At 72.0% G+C, this 17,641-nt stretch carries 17 protein-coding genes; 3 read left to right on the top strand and 14 right to left on the bottom strand.

The annotated features are described in order from the left end of the window. Window positions 1-86 precede the first annotated feature (86 nt). Window positions 87-1,217 (top strand): PQQ-dependent sugar dehydrogenase, encoded by a 1,131-nt coding sequence (locus tag LN251_RS21455; RefSeq protein WP_458245802.1) that lies wholly within the window; start codon window positions 87-89, stop codon window positions 1,215-1,217. Between the two features lie 10 nt (window positions 1,218-1,227). Here the strand turns inward: LN251_RS21455 and LN251_RS21450 are convergent, their stop codons facing one another. The 7 genes from LN251_RS21450 to LN251_RS21420 form a co-directional block, all read right to left on the bottom strand. Further along, entirely contained in the window at window positions 1,228-1,416 is a 189-nt protein-coding gene (locus tag LN251_RS21450; RefSeq protein WP_458245801.1) for a DUF6191 domain-containing protein, read from the bottom strand. Between the two features lie 25 nt (window positions 1,417-1,441). Then, window positions 1,442-4,474: a helix-turn-helix transcriptional regulator gene (locus LN251_RS21445; RefSeq protein ID WP_458245800.1), complete on the bottom strand. Its 3,033-nt coding sequence runs from the start codon at window positions 4,472-4,474 to the stop codon at window positions 1,442-1,444. Between the two features lie 197 nt (window positions 4,475-4,671). Continuing rightward, window positions 4,672-4,848: a hypothetical protein gene (locus LN251_RS21440; protein ID WP_458245799.1), complete on the bottom strand. Its 177-nt coding sequence runs from the start codon at window positions 4,846-4,848 to the stop codon at window positions 4,672-4,674. 197 nt (window positions 4,849-5,045) lie between these two features. Further along, window positions 5,046-5,618: a hypothetical protein gene (locus tag LN251_RS21435; RefSeq protein WP_458245798.1), complete on the bottom strand. Its 573-nt coding sequence runs from the start codon at window positions 5,616-5,618 to the stop codon at window positions 5,046-5,048. 35 nt (window positions 5,619-5,653) lie between these two features. Continuing rightward, complete coding sequence (locus LN251_RS21430) at window positions 5,654-6,226, bottom strand: GNAT family N-acetyltransferase (protein WP_458245797.1); 573 nt, start codon at window positions 6,224-6,226, stop codon at window positions 5,654-5,656. Next, on the bottom strand, window positions 6,204-8,447 hold the full coding sequence (locus tag LN251_RS21425; protein WP_458245796.1) for an MMPL family transporter: 2,244 nt from the start codon (window positions 8,445-8,447) through the stop codon (window positions 6,204-6,206). Before LN251_RS21425 ends, LN251_RS21430 begins: the two co-directional genes overlap by 23 nt. A 201-nt stretch (window positions 8,448-8,648) precedes the next feature. Next, window positions 8,649-8,951 (bottom strand): hypothetical protein, encoded by a 303-nt coding sequence (locus LN251_RS21420; RefSeq protein ID WP_458245795.1) that lies wholly within the window; start codon window positions 8,949-8,951, stop codon window positions 8,649-8,651. Window positions 8,952-9,137: 186 nt separating this feature from the next. Between LN251_RS21420 and LN251_RS21415 the strand changes: the two genes are divergently transcribed. Further along, window positions 9,138-9,947, top strand: a complete 810-nt coding sequence (locus LN251_RS21415; protein WP_458245794.1) for an SAM-dependent methyltransferase — start codon at window positions 9,138-9,140, stop codon at window positions 9,945-9,947. Window positions 9,948-10,006: 59 nt separating this feature from the next. Here the strand turns inward: LN251_RS21415 and gatB are convergent, their stop codons facing one another. The 6 genes from gatB to LN251_RS21385 all read right to left on the bottom strand — a co-directional run bounded on the left by gatB (window position 10,007) and on the right by LN251_RS21385 (window position 14,553). Further along, window positions 10,007-11,521: an Asp-tRNA(Asn)/Glu-tRNA(Gln) amidotransferase subunit GatB gene (gatB, locus tag LN251_RS21410; protein ID WP_458245793.1), complete on the bottom strand. Its 1,515-nt coding sequence runs from the start codon at window positions 11,519-11,521 to the stop codon at window positions 10,007-10,009. Window positions 11,522-11,536: 15 nt separating this feature from the next. Continuing rightward, entirely contained in the window at window positions 11,537-11,776 is a 240-nt protein-coding gene (locus LN251_RS21405) for a hypothetical protein (RefSeq protein WP_058923023.1), read from the bottom strand. After that, on the bottom strand, window positions 11,773-13,266 hold the full coding sequence (gene gatA / locus LN251_RS21400) for an Asp-tRNA(Asn)/Glu-tRNA(Gln) amidotransferase subunit GatA (protein WP_458245792.1): 1,494 nt from the start codon (window positions 13,264-13,266) through the stop codon (window positions 11,773-11,775). The genes LN251_RS21405 and gatA overlap by 4 nt, the downstream gene beginning before the upstream one ends. Before the next feature lie 5 nt (window positions 13,267-13,271). Beyond that, window positions 13,272-13,568: an Asp-tRNA(Asn)/Glu-tRNA(Gln) amidotransferase subunit GatC gene (gatC, locus tag LN251_RS21395; protein ID WP_030231941.1), complete on the bottom strand. Its 297-nt coding sequence runs from the start codon at window positions 13,566-13,568 to the stop codon at window positions 13,272-13,274. Between the two features lie 84 nt (window positions 13,569-13,652). Continuing rightward, window positions 13,653-14,144 (bottom strand): cupin domain-containing protein, encoded by a 492-nt coding sequence (locus LN251_RS21390; RefSeq protein WP_458245791.1) that lies wholly within the window; start codon window positions 14,142-14,144, stop codon window positions 13,653-13,655. A 37-nt stretch (window positions 14,145-14,181) separates the two neighbouring features. Then, entirely contained in the window at window positions 14,182-14,553 is a 372-nt protein-coding gene (locus LN251_RS21385) for a DUF4267 domain-containing protein (RefSeq protein ID WP_058923026.1), read from the bottom strand. An 89-nt stretch (window positions 14,554-14,642) separates the two neighbouring features. Here LN251_RS21385 and LN251_RS21380 point away from each other — a divergent pair, with 89 nt between their 5' ends. Then, window positions 14,643-15,224: a TetR/AcrR family transcriptional regulator gene (locus LN251_RS21380; RefSeq protein WP_458245790.1), complete on the top strand. Its 582-nt coding sequence runs from the start codon at window positions 14,643-14,645 to the stop codon at window positions 15,222-15,224. 21 nt (window positions 15,225-15,245) lie between these two features. On the opposite strand, the gene LN251_RS21375 is transcribed toward LN251_RS21380, so the two are convergent. Continuing rightward, window positions 15,246-17,486 (bottom strand): putative bifunctional diguanylate cyclase/phosphodiesterase, encoded by a 2,241-nt coding sequence (locus LN251_RS21375; protein WP_458245789.1) that lies wholly within the window; start codon window positions 17,484-17,486, stop codon window positions 15,246-15,248. Window positions 17,487-17,641: the final 155 nt, after the last annotated feature.

Here is a 17,641-nt window from a genome sequence, read left to right as displayed (position 1 = left end):
GCGAACGGTCGTAGGACAAGGAGAGCCCGCCGCCCGACCGCCGCACCGAAGGGACCAGGACCGTGCTACGACGAGCTGTTCCGGCCTTGCTCGCCACGACCGCCCTCCTGCTGACAGCCGCCTGCTCCTCCGGCGGAGGGGGCGGCGGCTCCGCGGGCGGCAGCGGAGACACGACGAGCGCCTCCCCCTCGAAGCAGGCGGCCGGGCAGGCCCCGCCGGCCAAGGGCTCCGTCGAGGTGGTGCGCACCGTGGCCACCGGTCTGAACACCCCCTGGGGGCTGGCCGCGCTTCCCGGCGACGGCGGCCTCCTCGTCGCCTCCCGCGACAAGGGCACGATCACCAGGGTCGACGAGAGGACGGGCGCGAAGACGGAGCTGGGCACGGTGTCCGGGGTCTCCCCGTCCGGCGAGGGCGGCCTCCTCGGCATCGCCCTCGCCCCCGGCTACGCGTCGGACCACATGGTCTACGCGTACTTCACCTCCGCCTCGGACAACCGCATCGTCCGCGTGCTGTACGACCCGAAGAAACCCGCCGGCGAGCAGCTGGGCGCCCCGGACACGATCTTCAAGGGCATCCCCAAGGGCGCCATCCACAACGGCGGACGGATCGCCTTCGGCCCGGACGGCATGCTGTACGCGGGCACGGGCGAGACCGGCGACCGCGGGCTGGCGCAGGACACCAAGTCCCTGGGCGGCAAGATCCTCCGCCTGACCCCCGAGGGCGACCCGGCCCCCGGCAACCCCTTCCCCGACTCGCCGGTGTACTCCTACGGCCACCGCAATGTGCAGGGCCTGGCCTGGGACCCCCAACAGCGGCTGTTCGCCTCGGAGTTCGGCCAGGACACCTGGGACGAGCTGAACGCGATCAAGCCGGGCGGCAACTACGGCTGGCCGAATGCCGAGGGCAGGTCGTCCGACGGCACGTACCAGAACCCCGTCGCCCAGTGGCACACCGACGACGCCTCCCCCAGCGGCATCGCCTACGCCGAGGGCTCGGTGTGGATGGCCGGCCTGAAGGGACAGCGCCTGTGGCGCATCCCCCTGAAGGGCACCGAGGCGTCGGCCGACCCGCAGTCCTTCCTCAGCGGCACCTACGGCCGTCTGCGCACGGTGGCCGCGGCGGGCGGCGACAGGCTGTGGCTGACCACCAGCAACACGGACGGTCGGGGCAGCCCGAAGAGCGGCGACGACCGGATCCTGGAGCTGCGGGTGCGGTAGGGGCCCCGCGTCACTCCCCGGGGTCCTCCTCGTCGGCGCTCCCGGACGGCCGTATGACGACCTTGCCGGAGTCGAGGTCGATCGGGCCGCGTCCGGGGTCGTTGTCCCCGACGTCCTCGCGGCTCAGCTCCAGCCGCTTGCGTTCGTCGTCGGTGTGCTTGCGACTGGGTGCGAACACTTCGTCGAATGCGTTGAACACGGTCCCTGCCTCCTCGTCGGTGTCCTCACCGGGCCGGGTCGAGCGCGTCGGCCGCGAACAGCCCGAGCCGGTGGGCCGTCGCCGCCGCCTCCCCTCTACCTGAGACGCCGAGCTTGCCCAGAATGTTCGACACATGGACGCTGGCCGTCTTCGGCGAGATGAAGAGCTCCTCGGCGATCTGGCGGTTGGTGCGCCCTGCGGCGACCAGCCGCAGCACGTCCCGTTCGCGGCTGGTCAGCCCGAGAGCCTCGGCCGGGTCGGCGGGCCGCTGCTCCGGGACGCGGGTGAGGGGCAGGCGGGCCCGCTGGGCGAGGAGGGCGACGGCGTCGCCGAGCGGGCGGGCGCCCAGGTGACCGGCCACCGCGTGGGCCAGGCGCAGCAGCTCCGTGGCCCGGTCGCGTTCGTCGTCGCCGCCCGCACCGAGCAGGGCCGCGGCCAGGCGGTGGCGGACGCGGGCGAGGTCGTAGGGGCGCTCCACGCTCTCGAAGGCGGTGACCACCTCCGACCAGGTGTCCGCGGTGTCCCGGCCTTCGGCGCGGGCGAGTTCGGCCCGGACCCACCGTTCATGGGCGAGCCACACGGGGGCCACGGTGGTGAGCCGCTTGGCGGCCTCGAAGAGCACACCGAGGGCCTCGCTACGGCCCTGCTCGGGCGCGGGCAGCGCGCGGGCCTCGGCCTCGGCGATCGCGGCGCCGAGCAGCAGCGGCCAGACGTAGCGCTGGGTGCCCGGTGGGACGCCGCCGTCGAGGCTGCGCCGCACCTCGGCGCGGACGTCGAGGAGACGGCCCTCGGCCGCGGCGACGCCGACGGTGAGGGCGGCGAGAGGCAGCGACTGCTGGGGCATGGGGTCGTGGGTGCCGAAGTACCGTTCGGCGGCGTCTCGTTGGCGGGCGGCCTCCGCCACGTCGCCCCTGCCCAGGGCGACCTGGGCGAGTTTCATCGCGGCCGCGCCCTGCGGTTTGGCGCTCTGTCCGCGCCGCAGCGCCTTCTCCGCCGTCTCGACCGCCTCGTCCCAACGGCCGAGTGAGTAGAGGGAGTCGGAGAGGTTGGACCACACCCACGCCTCGGTGTTCAGCAGGCCGTAGCGGCGCGCGTAGGCGGTGCCCTCCTCGAGGACGCCGACGGCCTCGCGCGAGCGTCCCACCGCCTCCAGCTCGGAGGGCAGGTTGACGTGGGCGCGGCCGGCGACGGAGGCGATGCCGTCCTGCCGGGCCTGGTCCTTGACCTCGCTCATCACGGCGAGGCCCGCCTCGACGTCCCCCGCGTCGACCATCAGGGTGCCGAGGGTGAGGCGGGCGTTCATCTCCGTCTCCCGGGCGCCCACCATGCGCGCGTACTCCACGGCGCGTTCGGCGTCGGACAGGGCCTCCGGGCCGGGGGCGCGCAGCATCGACCAGCCGGCGACCTGGGTGAGCACCTCGGCGTGCACCTCGGAGGGCGGCAGGCCGCGCACCAGCTCCTGGGCGGTGGCCAGTTCCTTCCAGCCGTCGCCGCGGGCGAGGTTCTGCACCATGACCGCGCGCTGGGTCCAGAACCAGGCGGCGCGCAGCGGATCGTCCTCTTCTTCCAGCAGGTGCAGGGCGCGTTTGGTGATCTTCAGGGCGCGTTCGCGTTCCCCGGACAGCCGGCCGGCGACGGCGGCCTCGGCCATCAGGTCGAGGTAGCGCAGCGGGGTGGTGGCGGGGTCGCAGCCGCAGGGAGGATAGACCTCGGTGTAGTCGATGGGGCGCAGTTCGTCCCGGACCGCCTCGGGGGTGGTGTCCCACAGCTCCATCGCCCGTTCCAGCAGCCGCAGTTGCTCGCTGTAGGCGTGGCGGCGCCGGGCCTCGACGGAGGCGTCCAGGACGGCGGGGAGGGCCTTGGCCGGGGCGTGCGCGTGGTACCAGTAGCTGGCCAGGCGCATGACGCGTTCGTCGGCGGGGACGAGTGTCGGGTCGGCCTCCAGGGCCTCGGCGTAGCGGCGGTTGAGGCGGGAGCGCTCACCGGGCAGCAGGTCGTCGCCGACGGCCTCGCGGACCAGGGAGTGGCGGAAGCGGTAGCCGTCGCCCGCGGGGGTGGCGATGAGGATGTTGGCGTTCACCGCGGCCCGCAGCGCCTCGATGAGGTCGTCCTCGGCGAGCCCGGCGACGGCCGCGAGCAGCCGGTACTCCACGGTCGAGCCGCCCTCGGCGACGATCCGGGCGATGCGCTGGGCGCTCTCGGGCATGCCCTCGACACGGACCAGGAGCAGGTCGCGCAGGGAGTCGGTGAGGCCGGTGCCGCAGCCCTCGGTGGCACAGACGGCGAGTTCCTCGACGAAGAAGGCGTTGCCGTCGGAGCGTTCGAAGATCTCCTCGACCTGGCCGGGGTCCGGTTCGGCGGCGAGGATGCCGGCGAGCTGGCGGCCGACCTCGGTGCGGGTGAAGCGGGCCAGTTCGATGCGGCGGACCGTGCGCAGGCGGTCGAGTTCGGCGAGCAGGGGGCGCAGCGGGTGGCGGCGGTGGATGTCGTCGGCGCGGTAGGTGGCGAGGACGACCAGGCGGCCGGAGCGCAGGGTGCGCAGGAGGTAGGCGAGGAGGTGGCGGGTGGAGGCGTCCGCCCAGTGCAGGTCCTCCAGGGCGACGACGACCGTGCGGTCGGCGGCGACGCGTTCCAGGAGGCGGGCGGTGAGTTCGAAGAGGCGGGCCATGCCCTCCTCGTCGTGGCGTCCGGAGCCGGTCTCGCCGAGTTCGGGCAGCAGCCTGGTGAGCTCGTCCTCCTGGCCGGCGGCCGCGGCTGCGACTTCGGCGGGCAGTTCGCGGCGCAGGGCGCGCAGGGCGGTGGAGAACGGGGCGAAGGGCAGTCCGTCGGCGCCGATCTCGACGCAGCCGCCGAGGGCGACGACGGCGCCGCGGCGGCAGGCCGCGGTGGCGAACTCCTCGACGAGCCTGGTCTTGCCGACGCCGGCCTCGCCGCCGATCAGCAACGCCTGCGGCTCGCCTGCGGCGGCTCGGGCGAGGGCGTCGTTCAGTGTGTCCAGCTCTTCGGCTCGGCCGACGAAGACGGGACTGACGGACCTGGTCTCCACGGACGCGAGCATGTCATGCGGGGCGGATGCGGGGGGAACGGTTTTCGGGGGGTCGTGCCGGGGGGTGTTCCGGGGTCTGCCGCCCCCGGACCCCCGCTTCGGCCCTGAAGGGGCCTCGTCCTCAAACGCCGGACGGGCTGATGGTGCGGGCCCGGCGTCAACGCGGTGCGCCGGACGGGCTGGCTGCTCCCGTCCGGCGTCCCCCGTGTTCACGCCGCCCTGGCGAACCTGGGGCGGCGGTGGCGGGAGGTATGGGACTCGTTCTCCGCGGAGCGTCGCGCGGCTTCGCGGCGGGCTCCGCGGACGGCCTCGCGGGCGAGGCGCTCTTCATCGGCGCGGCGGATCAGTTCGGCGGAACGGAACTGCGCGATCTCGTACTCGTACATGGTGTGTTCCCTCGGGAGAGTCGGTTTCCGGCTTCGCTTGCTGCGATGCCTCAACTTTCGTCTCCCAGGGGGGTCCGTCACATCGGGAGAGTTCCGCATCTTGCGGGGTGCCCGGGGCCTTAGACGCGCGTAAGGGGCCTCAGGAAGTCCATAAGGTACTTACGGACTCCCTAAGACCCCTGCGGACCTGCGGTGACTCAGCCCGTGGAGACCGAGCCGAGCAGGGCGTCGGTGTACTTGAGGACGGCCAGGAGCAGGCCGAGGACGGCGAGGGCGACGCCGCCCCAGGCGACGGACTTGATCCAGGCGGCCTGCGGCTTGCCGGGGGCGCCGAAGGCGGGACGGACCAGGACGACGACGCCGGCGATCAGGCCGAGCAGCGCGAACAGGCCGGCCCACAGGGCGGTGGCGTGCCATGCCTGGTAGTACCCCGTGTCGAGCAGCTTGGCGACGCTGGCGGACGACGACGTCTGCGACTCGAGCTGGCCTTTCAGCTCCTGGCGTGCGGACGCGATGGTGCCGACCCAGCTGCCGCTGAGCGAGACGAACCCGAGCGCGGCGGAGACGACGGCACCCGCGCCCTGGCCGACACCCGAGGGGCCTTCCTCGCCGGTCTCGGAGGCGCTCTCGACAAGGTCGGCCTCGGCGGTCGCCTCCTCGGTCTCCTCGGCGGCTCCGGCCCCGGCCTCGGCGGCGGCCGCCGCCTCGTCCTCGGGCCTCACTTCGGTGGCCTCGGTCGTACCGGCCTCGTCAACTGTCTTGGTTCCCATGTCTGGCACCGTACGGACGCTCTCTGAGAGGGATCTTAATGATCGTCGTATGCGGCACGCGCGCGTGCTTGACGCCACTCCGGGGCGAGGATCGACCACACCTCCAGGTCGTGCCGCACCCCACGATAGGGGTGCGCTTCGCGCCGTACCCCATCGCGGGTCATCCCCAGGCGCCGGGCGACGTTCAGGCTGGGGGTGTTCCCGGAGGCGGCGACCCATTCGACGCGGTGGATGCCGCGCTCCTCGACCGCCCAGTCGATCAGGAGCCGCATCGCCCGGGTGACCAGGCCGCGCCCGGTGGCCGCGGGCTCCAGCCAGCAGCCGACCTCGGTGTTGCCGGTCGAGGCGTCGAAGTTCAGGGTGAGGACCCCGCCGACGAGCTTTCCGTCCAGCCAGATGCCGTGGTACGAGCCGGTGTCGGCGGCGCGCATGTCGGCGTACCGCTGGAGCGTCGCGCGGACCGAGGGCAGGTCGACGGCCTGCGAGCCGAACGGGATGAACCGCCCGATGAACTCCCGGCCGCGCTCCAGGTGTGCCAGGAACTCCTCCGCGTGCCACGGCTCCAGCGGCCGCAGCTCGGCGCCGTCACCCAGTGATATCGCGTACATCGCGCTGATCCCCCTCCGCCAGAACGTCCGCCACCTCGGCGTCCGTCGCCTCGGCCAGCCTTTCATGGGCGGCACGGCACTCGGGCGGCTCGATGCTGATGCGGGGCAGCCGGGCGTCCAGCCAGCGGGGCAGCCACCAGTTGGCGCCGCCGAGCAGGTGCATGAGGGCGGGCACCAGCAGGGTGCGCAGCACGAAGGCGTCCAGGGCGACGGCGGAGGCGAGCGCGATGCCGAACATGGCGATCACCCGGTCGCCGCTGAGGACGAAGGCCAGGAAGACCGAGATCATGATGACCGCGGCGGAGTTGATCACGCGGCTGGTCTCGGCGAGGCCGACGCGCACGGCCCGCCGGTTGTCGCCCGTCTCCAGCCACTCCTCGTACATCCGGCTGACCAGGAAGACCTGGTAGTCCATGGAGAGCCCGAAGAGCACGGACACCATGATCACGGGGAGGAAGGGCTCGATGGGGCCCGCGCGGCCGAGGCCGAGCAGTTCGCTGCCCCAGCCCCACTGGAAGATCGCCACGACGATGCCGAAGGCGGCGGCGACCGCGGCGACGTTCATGGCCGCGGCCTTCAGCGGTATCCCGAGGGACCGGAAGGCGAGCAGCAGGAGCAGGCAGCCGAGGCCGATGACCACGCCGACGAACAGGGGCAGCTTGCCGACGATGACGCCCGCGAAATCGTCGTACGACGCCGTCACGCCACCGACGTGCAGGTCGAGCGCGGTGCCGGTCTCGGCGCGCGGCAGCACCTCGGTGCGCAGCCGGTCGACGAGGTCGCTGGTCTTCTGCGACTGCGGCTCCGACGTCGGCACGATCGTGAAGAAGGCCGTGTCCCCGGCGCCGTCGTACGTCACCGGCGTCACCGAGGCGACGCCCTTGGTGTCGCGGACGGTGGCGTCGAGGTTGTCGAGGGCGAGCCGGTCCTCGGCGCCGCCCACCTTGGTGACGACGGTGAGGGGGCCGTTGACGCCCGGTCCGAAGCCCTCGGCGAGCAGGTCGTAGGCCTGCCTGGTGGTGGCGGACTTCGGGTTGTTGCCCTGGTCGGAGGTGCCCAGGTGCAGGGAGAGGGTGGGCAGCGCGAGGACCGTCATCACGGCCAGGGCCACCACGCCGAGGAGCTTGGGATGGCGCTCGACGAACGCCGACCAGCGGTGGGCGAGTCCGGTCGGCAGCTCCGGCTGCGGTCCCTGCTCTGCCAGCCGCCGCCGCTCGCGACGGCTCAGGGCGCGCATGCCGATGAGGGACAGCAGCGCGGGCAGCAGGGTGACGGAGGCGGCGACCGTGAGGACGACGGTCAGCGAGGCGGCGATCGCGACGCCGTTGAGGAAGCCGAGCCGCAGAATCAGCATCCCCAGCAGGGCGATGCAAACGGTGGCACCCGCGAAGACGACGGCCCGTCCGGTGGTCGTCACGGCGTTGGTGACGGCCTCGGTGACCGACAGTCCGCGTTTGAGTCCGCGCCGGTGTCTGGTGACGATGAAGAGCGCGTAGTCGATGCCGACGCCGAGTCCGATCAGCATGCCGAGCATGGGCGCGAAGTCGGCGACGGTCATGGCGTGCCCGAGCAGCACGATCGAGGCGTACGCGGTGCCGACGCCGACCAGGGCGGTGGCGATGGGCAGCACCGACGCGGCGAGCGAGCCGAAGGCGAGGAACAGCACGACCGCCGCCACGACCACGCCGACCACCTCGGCGACGTGCCCGCCGGACGGTTCGGTGAGGGCGACGGCGCTGCCGCCCAGCTCCACCTGCAGTCCGTCGGCCCGGGCGGCCTCGGCCGTGCGGACCACGGCCTCCGCCTCGGACTTCTTGATGTCCTCGGCGCGCTGGTCGAAGGTGACCGTCGCGTACGCGGTGTGCCCGTCGGAGCTGATCCGGCCGGCGCCCTGGCCGTCGTAGGGGCTGCTCACGGAGGCCACGCCGGGCAGGTCCGCGATCCTGTCCAGGGTCTGGTTCATGGTCTGCTCGACGTCGGCGGCCCGGACGGTGCCGTCCTTCACGTGCCACACGACGGTGTCGCTGTCACCGCCGAGTCCGGGGAAGCCTCGCTGCAGCAGCTTGGTGGCGGCGCCCGACTCGGTGCCGGGGGCCTCGTAGTCGTTCGAGTACGCCGAGCCGGCGACGGCGGCGGCCGCGCTCACCCCGCCGAAGGCGAGGAGCCAGAGCAGCACCGCGACAAGGCGGTGCCTGACACACCAGCGTGCAAGGGCTGCCACGAACGAGCTCCCGGAGGCGATTTGTTGATCTTTGACCGGGAACAGTCGTGAAACAGTCGTTCACCACATGAACAGCCCGCAAAGAACACATGAGCAATGCGACTTCCATATTTGCAGGCAGATGTGATCGTTTACGTGTTTGGTGGCCTTGTTCACAAGAGTGGGAGGCAGATCACAGGACAGTAACGAACACTCTGTCACCTAGTCGAATTGATCCCCCACGGCCATCACCATCACACCGGCGACCAGCAGCCACAGCGCCCGCCGGGTGTGCCCCCGGGAGCCCAGCACCGAGGCGAGCGCGCACACGGCGGCGCCGAAGCCGTAGGCGCCGGGCACCAGGGCGGGGGCGGAACCGGTGAGCCGCAGCAGTGACGCGGCCAGCCCGGCGAGGGTCAGCAGCGTGCCGGTGCCGGCCGCCGTCCAGCGGGCCCGGCGGGCGTCGTAGGCCGTGTCCATGTCGTCCTCGACGTCCCGTATCTCGGAATCATCTCGTCCGCTCATGGCGGGCGAGCGTAGCGCGTCCGCCCGGGAAACCGGCTGCGAGGGGAACGTCACACCTGCTAGCTTCCGCGGGTCAGCCGTCCCCGGCCCCTCGCCGACGACCGAAGCGGGTGCTTTGTTTGAAGGTCCGACCGAGCTCCTACGCATCGACTTCCCGTACGAAGATCCCAAGGAGCCCGTTCACCGATGTCCGACATCAGGACCCCGAACGACGACCTGAACGACGACCTGTCTGACCGTCTGACCCACCCCCGCTACCCGCGCAGCAACGGCTACGACGCCCGCTGGGTCGTCGACAACCAGATGGGCCCGAACGCCCTGTGGCTGCTGGAGTGGCTGGCCCCCGCCCTCGGCCTGGACGCCCTGCGCCCCTGCGCGCGCGTCCTCGACCTCGGCTGCGGCCGGGCGATGACCTCGATCTTCCTGGCCAGGGAGTTCCACGCCCAGGTCACCGCCGCCGATCTGTGGGTGAAGCCCGACGACAACGCCCGCCGCATCACCGAGGCGGGTTTCGCCGACCGGGTGCTGCCCGTGCACACCGAGGCACACGATCTGCCCTTCGCCGAAGGCGGCTTCGACGCGATCGTGTCCGTCGACGCCTACCAGTACTTCGGCACCGACGACCTCTATCTGCCCACCCTCACCCGGCTGTTGAAGCCCGGCGGGCGGATCGGCGTCGTGGTACCGGCACTTCGCGAGGAGATCGCCGGGACCGAGCCGCCGGAGCATCTGCGGCCGTGGTGGGAGCCCGACTTCTGGTGCTTCCACACCGCCGGCTGGTGGCGCCGCCACTGGACCCGCAGCGGCGCCGTCGAGGTGGAGACGGCCGACTGGCTCGAGGACGGCTGGAAGGACTGGCTGCTGTGGTGCGAGGTGGTCGCCGAGGAGAGCCCGGAGGAGTTCCACCGCACCATGGCCCGCCGGGTCGGCGAGATGGTGCGCGCCGACGAGGGCCGCGCGCTGGGCTTCGTACGGGTCGTGGGACGCCGTAGGTAGAACGCCGTACGGCCCCGGAGACCAGGTCTCCGGGGCCGTACCGCCTAGCTGACTGTCGCTCAGCCCTCGCTGACGCCCAGCTTCTCCAGGATCAGCTCCTTGACGCGGGCCGCGTCGGCCTGTCCGCGGGTCGCCTTCATGACCGCGCCGACCAGAGCGCCGGCCGCGGCCACCTTGCCGCCGCGGATCTTGTCGGCGATGCCCGGGTTGCCGGCGATGGCCTCCTCGACGGCGGCGGTCAGGGCGCCCTCGTCGGAGACGACCTTCAGACCGCGCTTGTCGACGACCTCGTCCGGGGTGCCCTCGCCCGCGAGGACGCCCTCGATGACCTGGCGCGCGAGCTTGTCGTTCAGGTCGCCCTTGGCGACCAGCTCGGTGACCCGGGCGACCTGCGCCGGGGTGATCGCCAGCTCGTCGAGCGAGGTGCCCGACTCGTTGGCGCTGCGCGCCAGTTCGCCCATCCACCACTTGCGGGCGGACGCGGCGTCGGCACCGGCGTCGATCGTGGCGACGATCGGGTCCAGCGCACCGGCGTTGAGGATCGCCTGCATGTCGGTGGCCGAGATGCCCCACTCTGCGAGCAGCCGGTTGCGGCGGGCCAGCGGCAGCTCCGGCAGCCCGGCGCGGATCTCCTCGACCCACTCGCGGGACGGCGCGACCGGTACCAGGTCCGGCTCCGGGAAGTACCGGTAGTCCTCGGCCTCCTCCTTCACGCGGCCCGAGGTCGTGGACCCCGTGTCCTCGTGGAAGTGCCGGGTCTCCTGCACGATCGTGCCGCCGGACGACAGCACGGCCGCGTGCCGCTGGATCTCGAAGCGGGCGGCGCGCTCCACCGACCGCAGCGAGTTGACGTTCTTGGTCTCCGAGCGGGTGCCGAACTTGTCGGTGCCGTTCGGGCGCAGCGACAGGTTCACGTCGCAGCGCATCTGGCCCATCTCCATGCGGGCCTCGGAGACGCCGAGCGCCCGGATGAGCTCGCGGAGCTCACGCACGTACGCCCGGGCGACCTCGGGAGCACGCTCGCCCGCGCCCTCGATCGGCTTGGTGACGATCTCGATGAGCGGGATGCCGGCGCGGTTGTAGTCCAGCAGCGAGTGCGAGGCGCCGTGGATTCGGCCCGTCGCGCCGCCCACGTGGGTCGACTTGCCGGTGTCCTCCTCCATGTGGGCGCGCTCGATCTCCACACGGAAGGTCTCGCCGTCCTCCAGCTGCACGTCGAGGTAGCCGTTGAAGGCGATCGGCTCGTCGTACTGGGAGGTCTGGAAGTTCTTCGGCATGTCCGGATAGAAGTAGTTCTTCCGGGCGAAGCGGCACCACTCGGCGATCTCGCAGTTCAGCGCGAGACCGATCTTGATGGCCGACTCGATGCCGATCGCGTTGACGACCGGGAGCGCGCCGGGCAGGCCGAGGCAGGTGGGGCAGGTCTGCGAGTTGGGCTCGGCGCCCAGTTCGGTGGAACACCCGCAGAACATCTTGGTCTTGGTGCCGAGTTCGACATGGACCTCGAGGCCCATGACGGGGTCGTACGACGCCAGCGCGTCCTCGTACGACACCAGGTCGGTCGTGGTGGTCACGGTGAAAGTTCCCTCTCAGCCCAGCAGGACGTCGTCGTCGCCCAGCCGCTTCAGCTCGCGGTACAGGATGGCGAGGCCGGTGACGATCGCGGCGGCGGAGACGGTGGCGTCGATCAGCCGCAGCGTGTCGTTCTCCAGTCGGGCCTTCTTGATCTGCTTGACCACGGCCACGGCGCCGAAGGCGGTGGTGGCCATGGACAGGTACGTGCCGGACTTGGACTTCTTGAAGTCCTTGGCCTTGGACAGCTTGCTCACAGCGACGGAGCCTCCTCCAGGAGCGGGTGCCCCCACCTTTCCACGAAGGCGGCCTCGACGGCGGCGCCGACCTTGTAGAGACGGTCGTCCTTCAGGGCCGGGGCGATGATCTGCAGACCGACGGGGAGGTTGTCCTCCGGGGCGAGACCGCACGGCAGCGACATCGCCGCGTTGCCCGCGAGGTTCGTCGGGATGGTGCACAGGTCGGCCAGGTACATCGCCATCGGGTCGTCGGCGCGCTCGCCGATCGCGAAGGCGGTGGTCGGCGTGGTCGGCGACACGATGACGTCGACCTGCTCGAAGGCCTTCTCGAAGTCGCGCGTGATGAGCGTGCGGACCTTCTGCGCGGAGCCGTAGTAGGCGTCGTAGTAGCCGGAGCTCAGCGCGTACGTGCCGAGCATGATGCGGCGCTTGACCTCGGGGCCGAAGCCCTCCTCACGGGTGAGGGAGGTGACCTCCTCGGCGGAGTGCGTGCCGTCGTCGCCGGTCCGCAGGCCGTAGCGCAGGCCGTCGAAGCGGGCGAGGTTGGAGGAGCACTCGGAGGGCGCGATCAGGTAGTACGCCGACAGCGCGAGGTCGAAGGACGGGCAGTCCAGCTCGACGATCTCGGCGCCCAGCTCCTTCAGCAGCTCGACGGACTCGTCGAAGCGCTGGACGACACCGGCCTGGTAGCCCTCGCCGCGGAACTGCTTGACGACGCCCACGCGCATGCCCTCGACGCTGCCGTTGCGGGCGGCCTCGACGACCGGCGGGACCGGGGCGTCGATGGAGGTGGAGTCCAGCGGGTCGTGCCCGGCGATGACCTCGTGCAGCAGGGCCGCGTCCAGGACCGTGCGGGCGCAGGGGCCGCCCTGGTCGAGGGAGGACGAGAAGGCGACCATGCCGAAGCGGGAGACGGCGCCGTACGTCGGCTTCACGCCGACGGTGCCGGTGACGGCGGCCGGCTGGCGGATGGAGCCGCCGGTGTCGGTGCCGATGGCCAGCGGCGCCATGTGCGCGGCCAGCGCGGCGGAGGAGCCGCCGCCCGAACCGCCCGGGATCTTGGTGAGGTCCCACGGGTTGCCGGTCGGGCCGTACGCGCTGTTCTCCGTCGAGGACCCCATGGCGAACTCGTCCATGTTGGTCTTGCCGAGGATGACGACGTCGGCGGCCTTGAGGCGCTGGGTGAGGGTGGCGTCGTACGGCGGGATCCAGCCCTCGAGGATCTTCGAACCGACGGTCGTCGGCACGCCCTCGGTGGTGAAGATGTCCTTCAGCGCCAGCGGGACGCCGGCGAGGGGGCCGAGCTTCTCGCCCCGCTCGCGCTTGGCGTCCACGGCGCGCGCCTGGGCGAGGGCGCCCTCGCGGTCGACGTGCAGGAAGGCGTGCACCTTCTCGTCGACGGCCTCGATACGGGCCAGGTGGGCCTCGGCGACCTGGACGGCCGTCAGCTCGCCGGAGGCGATCTTCTCGGCGGTCTCGGCGGCGGTGAGCTTGATGATGTCCGTCATCGTGATCAGTCCTCCCCCAGGATCTGCGGCACCTTGAAACGCTGCTGCTCCTGGGCCGGGGCGCCGGAGAGCGCCTGCTCGGGGGTGAGCGAGGGACGGACCTCGTCCGGCCGCATGACGTTCGTCAGCGGGAGCGGGTGCGAGGTCGGCGGTACGTCTTGGTCGGCGACCTCACTGACGCGGGCGACCGCGCCGATGATGTCGTCCAGCTGTCCCGCGAAGTGTTCGAGCTCTTCGGGCTTCAGCTCCAGACGCGCCAGCCGGGCGAGGTGGGCGACCTCCTCGCGCGTGATGCCAGGCATGCAGCGTTCCTCTGGGGTGAGAGTGTGTGGTTTGGGGCCAATCCTAGGGGGCTTGGGCCCCGGGCCGTTAAACGGTTTCGGCGGTCACCGTCGGGCGTCCCACGCCTCGCTCCTCAGGAAGTGGTTGTCGTAGAGCTCCTGGACCTCCAGGAGGCTCTCCACCGTGGCCTCGCCGAGGCGGATGCGCTGGAGGTGGCGGAAGTACTCGAAGCGCTCGACGCCCGGCGTGATGACGATGAGCAGGTCGGCCGTGGCGCCGGGAGCGGCGGCGAAGGCATGCGGCCGGTCCGGCGGGACGATGATCAGGTCGCCGCGCTCGGCGGTGACGACGTCCTCGCCGGAGAGGACCTCGGCGGCGCCGTCGAGCAGGTAGAACATCTCGGCGGAGTGGTGGTGCGTGTGCGGGCGGGCTCCGTCGGCGCCCTCGGCGAGGGTGACGCGCACGGTGGACAGCGCGCCGCCGCTGGCACTGCTGTCGGCCAGCAGCCTCACGGCGACGGGGTCTCCCCCGATCACTTCGGCCTCCGCGTCGCGGACCAGCACGGTTTCGTCGAACTTCGGCACGAACAGCGACATGTCTCGATTCCCCCTGTTGTCTCGTTCGCGGACGCGGTCAGACCGCGAAGAGCAGTCCGGCGCTGATCAGTACAACGAGCGCGGTGGCGAAGTGGATCCCGAACGCCACGGCCTTCGCGCCGCCGTTGCGCAGGACTATCAGGGTGTCGCCGAACGGGATGAGGGCGACGCCGACCATGAACCAGGCCTCGGCGTGCGCGCCGGCGAAGGCGAGGACGAGGAGGCCGACGACACCGAGGGCGCCGTCCCTGGACCCCTTGATCGTGAGGTAGGCGCCGGCGTCGCCCGCGGGGTCGGCCGGGACGCCGTAACCGGCGGCGGCCGGGCCCGGCTGGAACAGGAAGCGGTAGCCGAGGAACAGGCAGAACAGGTCGAGCAGGACGGCCAGGGTGTAGGCGGCCACGGTCATGACGGTTCTCCTTTTTCTAGCAGCGCTAGGAACACGATCGACGCTAGCAGAGCATCGACAGAACCGCTAGCACTGCTAGAATTTCAGGCATGTCGATTCAGACGCGCCGGGAGCGCGAACGAGCGGAACGCGAGCGGCTGATCGTCACGGCCGCGCGGGAGCTGGCGGAGGCCGAGGGCTGGGACGCGGTGACCACCCGGCGCCTGGCGGCGGAGATCGAGTACAGCCAGCCCGTCCTCTACAGCCACTTCAAGGGCAAAGACGCGATCATGGCGGCGGTCGCGGTGCAGGGCTGCGCCGACCTCGCGGTGGAGCTGCGGGCGGCGCGCACATCGGCCGACGGCCCGCGCGAGGCGCTGGCGGCGGTGGGCGAGGCGTACGCGTCCTTCGGGCGGCGGCGGCCGGCCCTGTACGACGCGATGTTCACCCACGCGGTGGACCTGCCGTTCGCCACCCCCGAGGCCCCGGCGCCGCTGCAGGAGGCGTTCGCGGAGCTGGTCGCGGTGGTGGAGCCGATCGCGGCGGAGGGCGAGGACATCGGCCTGCTGACGGAGACGTACTGGGCCGGACTGCACGGCCTGGTCACGCTGATGCGCAGCGGCCGCCTCCCGGAGCGGGACCACGACCAGCGCCTGGCCCTGCTGATCGGCCACTTCACGGCCGCGCTCTGACGCGCGGGCCGGCCGGTGGGGCTACTCGGCCGCCGGCAGGGCGGCCCGGGGGCGCTGCCAGCCGCGGGAGCCCCGGGCCCGCAGCCACGCCGTGGTCTCCTCGGGCGGCATCGCCGCGGCCACCAGCCAGCCCTGTACGGCGTCACAGCCGAGGTCGCGCAGCCGCTCCCAGGTCTCGTCGTCCTCCACACCCTCCGCGACGACCAGCAGGCCGAGCGAATGGGCGAGGTCGACCGTGCAGCGCACTATCTCGGCGTCCTCGGTGTCGACGGCCAGCCGCGCCACGAACGACCGGTCGATCTTCAGCTCGCTGACCGGGAGCCGGCGCAGGTGGACCAGGGACGAGTAGCCCGTGCCGAAGTCGTCCAGGGACATCTTCACGCCGTGCGCGGTCAGGCCGGCCAGTGTGTCGGCGGCCCGCTGCGGGTCCTCCAGCAGCACGTGTTCCGTGATCTCCAGCTGCAGCGCTCCCGCGGGCACCCCGTGCCGGGCGAGCCGCGCCGCCACCGAGCCCGCGAACCCGGGCGTGTGCACGTCGCGCGGGGAGACGTTGACCGCCACCGGCACGTACAGGCCCTGCGAGCGCCACGCGGCCACCTGCCCGAGCGCCGTCTCCAGCACGTACTCGGTGAGATGGGGCATCAGCCCCGAGGACTCGGCTATCGCTATGAACTCGTCCGGCGGCACCTTCCCCCGCTCGGGGTGCACCCACCGGACCAGGGCCTCGAGCCCCGCGACCTGCCCGTCGAAGCGGACCTTGGGCTGGTAGTGCAGCTGCACCTCGTGCGCGTCCAGCGCGCGCCGCAGATCGCCCAGCAGTCCCAGCCGGTCCGGCGTGTTCGAGTCCCGCTTGGACTCGTACACCTCGACGCCGGTGCGGTCCCGCTTCGCCTGGTACATCGCCACGTCCGCCCGCCGCAGCAGCCCCTCCGCGTCCAGGGCGTGGTCGGGGAAGACGGCAACGCCCGCACTGGCCTCCAGGACGAGGGTGAGTCCGTCGAGGTCGAGCGGGGAGCTGAGCGCGGTGACCAGGCCGCGGGCGACGCGGGTCGCGGACGTCGTGGAGTCGGCGACGGGCAGTAAAACGGCGAACTCGTCGCCGCCGAGCCGCGCGGCCTCCGCCCCGCGCGGCAGGGCCACCCGCAGCCGGTCGGCGATCTGCAGCAGCAGCCGGTCACCGGCGAGGTGGCCCAGGGTGTCGTTGACGGACCGGAAGCGGTCGAGGTCGATGAGCATCAGGGCCGAGCGGGCGCCTATGCGTTCGGCGTCGTCGAGCGCGGTCCAGATCCGCTCCAGCAGCCACTGCCGGTTGGGCAGTCCGGTCAGCGGGTCGCGCAGCTGCTCCTCGGCCCGGGCGCGGGCGATCCACAGGGTGGAGTCGAGGGCGATCAGCGGGATGGCGAACAGCGGCAGCAGCACCGGCTGGGCGACGGCGACGACGCACACCAGCGGGGCGATGCCGAGCAGGGCGATCGCGACCAGGCCCTGTCTGACCAGGGCGGTACGGGCGACGGTGGGCAATCCGCCGCGCGGTGCGTGCAGGTACCACAGCAGGGTGCGGGTGACCAGGAGGTAGGCGATGGCGACCAGGACGACCTCGGGGGCGGTGTAGACCGTCCAGGTGTCCGGGTTCCACGGCTTCTCGACCGACGGCACCCGGCCGAAGACACCGAGCACGAGGGCGCCGGCGCCGATGCCCAGGATGTCGACCGAGCCGTGCAGTACGCCGGCCCTCCAGCGTCCCCGCCTGGCTATGCCGACCAGCACGACGACGGTGAGGCTGACCATGCCGGCCGCGACCCAGCCGTAGAGCATCAGGACGGCGAGGGTGAGGGCGGCGCCGGAGCCCGTGCCGCCCCACCAGCGGGAGCGGCCGAGCATCACCAGGTGGCCGACGATGATGCCGGTCAGCAGGGCCAGCGACCAGCCGACCGTGCCGGACGGGAAGAGCGCCTGGGTGCCGGTGAACGCCCGGTAGAAACCGGCGCCCAGGACGAACGCGGCGGCCGAGACGACCGCCGCGGGCAGCGCCGGCCAGGACAGGTGCCGTTCGGGGTCGGTGCCGTCCGGCTGCGCGGGCGGCCGGCCGGCGGTGAGCGGGGGCACACCACGGACGTCCGTCACGGTGTACTGTCCGGTGCCGCGCCCCTCCGCGCCCGGACGCTCCGACGGCCGCCCGGTCCACCGGCTCGGCAGCCAGGCACCGGTGACCCGGCGCCGGCGCAGCCGTGAGTCCGGGGCGGCGCTCTCGGTCGGTTCCATTCCCGTCCCTCTCACAGCCGGCGGTGCCCACGCCACGCGGCCCGATGCCCGACATCCGTCCACGGCGCCGCGTTGGAAAACCCTTCCCCGTGCCCACGAGGAGCACGGGGATGCCCCGACCGCAGCTGGGCACGGCAGGCGCACATCTCAACAGT

The sequence above is a fragment of the Streptomyces sp. MAI_2237 genome, assembly GCF_054189285.1.
The sequence above is the reverse complement of the archived record's forward strand: the minus strand, read 5'-3'. Positions and strand labels throughout refer to the sequence as shown.

Bases quoted from the DNA above. Each gene is read 5' to 3' on its own strand.
- LN251_RS21445 (WP_458245800.1), bottom strand. From the start codon at position 4,474: ATGCTCGCGTCCGTGGAGACCAGGTCCGTCAGTCCCGTCTTCGTCGGC.
- LN251_RS21375 (WP_458245789.1), bottom strand. From the start codon at position 17,486: ATGGAACCGACCGAGAGCGCCGCCCCGGACTCACGGCTGCGCCGGCGC.
- LN251_RS21415 (WP_458245794.1), top strand. From the start codon at position 9,138: ATGTCCGACATCAGGACCCCGAACGACGACCTGAACGACGACCTGTCT.
- LN251_RS21390 (WP_458245791.1), bottom strand. From the start codon at position 14,144: ATGTCGCTGTTCGTGCCGAAGTTCGACGAAACCGTGCTGGTCCGCGAC.
- LN251_RS21420 (WP_458245795.1), bottom strand. From the start codon at position 8,951: ATGAGCGGACGAGATGATTCCGAGATACGGGACGTCGAGGACGACATG.
- LN251_RS21380 (WP_458245790.1), top strand. From the start codon at position 14,643: ATGTCGATTCAGACGCGCCGGGAGCGCGAACGAGCGGAACGCGAGCGG.
- LN251_RS21435 (WP_458245798.1), bottom strand. From the start codon at position 5,618: ATGGGAACCAAGACAGTTGACGAGGCCGGTACGACCGAGGCCACCGAA.
- LN251_RS21430 (WP_458245797.1), bottom strand. From the start codon at position 6,226: ATGTACGCGATATCACTGGGTGACGGCGCCGAGCTGCGGCCGCTGGAG.
- LN251_RS21385 (WP_058923026.1), bottom strand. From the start codon at position 14,553: ATGACCGTGGCCGCCTACACCCTGGCCGTCCTGCTCGACCTGTTCTGC.
- gatA (WP_458245792.1), bottom strand. From the start codon at position 13,266: ATGACGGACATCATCAAGCTCACCGCCGCCGAGACCGCCGAGAAGATC.
- gatC (WP_030231941.1), bottom strand. From the start codon at position 13,568: ATGCCTGGCATCACGCGCGAGGAGGTCGCCCACCTCGCCCGGCTGGCG.
- LN251_RS21440 (WP_458245799.1), bottom strand. From the start codon at position 4,848: ATGTACGAGTACGAGATCGCGCAGTTCCGTTCCGCCGAACTGATCCGC.